Source organism: Vibrio sp. L85, assembly GCF_963871815.1.
GTDB classification, from domain to species: domain Bacteria; phylum Pseudomonadota; class Gammaproteobacteria; order Enterobacterales; family Vibrionaceae; genus Vibrio; species Vibrio harveyi.
Genome location: NZ_CAWMYL010000060.1, coordinates 1 through 1,183 on the forward strand (window position 1 = coordinate 1; position 1,183 = coordinate 1,183).

Below are 1,183 nucleotides of genomic sequence, written 5' to 3' on the forward strand. Positions count from 1 at the left end.
TTGGTCTGTCTTCTTTCCAAAATGCAGTTTCCAACGGCGGCGATATTGACTAAGAAGAAAAGCGTGCCAATCTCCTTCATGACGAACGTAGGGGCAATCGTCTGCGCTTAAGTCAAGCTCTGAGTAATGTGAGCTTAAGAGCTGCGTAATCGCAGCTCGCCAACACGCTTCTGTCACTTTGGCTTTGAAATAAATTGGCTTCCACAGCCCTGTTCGTCGGCAAATCCCTCCGCGTGTCGCTGATGCGTGAACATGACAATTCCAATTGAGCTTGCGACCGTAGGTATGAAGCGCACAGAAAACACCAATTTCTAACCCTTGCCGTTTAGCCCAGGTCGTTAAAATGGTAGCTGCACACTTGAATAATCGATTAAGCAACCAGCGATTATGACGAAAGATAGGCCAGAGCGAACTTGGCATAGTGAAGGTGATATGCTGCCATTCGCAGTCTGGCAGCACATGCTGTTGTTGGCGTATCCACCTTTCGGTGGATTTGACGCCACAACTGCTGCAAGCACGAGACTTACAGCTTTGATTGAGATATTTGGTGTAGGTACAACCGGAGCTTTTGCATTTGTAGAGACGCGACCCCATGTTCGCTGAGCCGCAAGCCATCATACGGGTGACGTTATCAACAACAACCTCTCTGATTTCAGAGATATGTTTGCTGAGATATATTGCCCAAGTGCCATTTCGAGCAAACAGTTGCCTGAGTGAGCGTAAGTGCATGAGGGGGTTGGGTTATCGCTACTCTTCGCCAAATAGGTCCTCTTCATCGCAGAATAAATTTTCAATCTCTTCTGCAAAAGCCTGAGCTTGCTCCTCTATATCATCTTCACCAATTTCCCCTAGAGCGGCTAGGTGGTCTTGGCTGTATGTGAGGCAAGCCATTTTTAATGCTTGGTAAGCGTCTTCATCCTGAAGCTTCACGCTATCGAGGATTATCCGAGCCATAAAACTTAAAGCGTCCAATCGGCCTTTAGTATCATTGAGTTCAAACTGTAGCTGTTCTATTGATTCTTGAGGGGTGAGATACATGTGATTACCTTATATTTTCAATGAATTAAAGGTATTTTAAAGTGGAATGAGTTCAGAGGTGAACTCTAAATTGTCAGTGCGTTGTAAGGGTTGAGTCTCTTTGCTTTCGAGCGTAGCTCGCTCAGGCGGCTATGCCGCCGGTTCT

Annotated in this window: 2 protein-coding genes; both read right to left on the reverse strand. The window is 46.3% G+C overall.

The window, feature by feature from the left end:
• Positions 1–729 (reverse strand): IS91 family transposase (locus AACR11_RS07660; protein ID WP_139374565.1); only part of this gene is annotated, 729 nt, incomplete at its 3' end.
• Positions 730–747: 18 nt separating this feature from the next.
• A complete protein-coding gene (locus tag AACR11_RS07665) occupies positions 748–1,038 on the reverse strand; it encodes a hypothetical protein (protein WP_017818802.1) in 291 nt (96 codons plus the stop codon).
• Positions 1,039–1,183 lie beyond the last annotated feature (145 nt).

Excerpts from the sequence above, each read along its gene's own strand:
- AACR11_RS07665 (WP_017818802.1), bottom strand. The coding sequence starts at position 1,038 with ATGTATCTCACCCCTCAAGAATCAATAGAACAGCTACAGTTTGAACTC.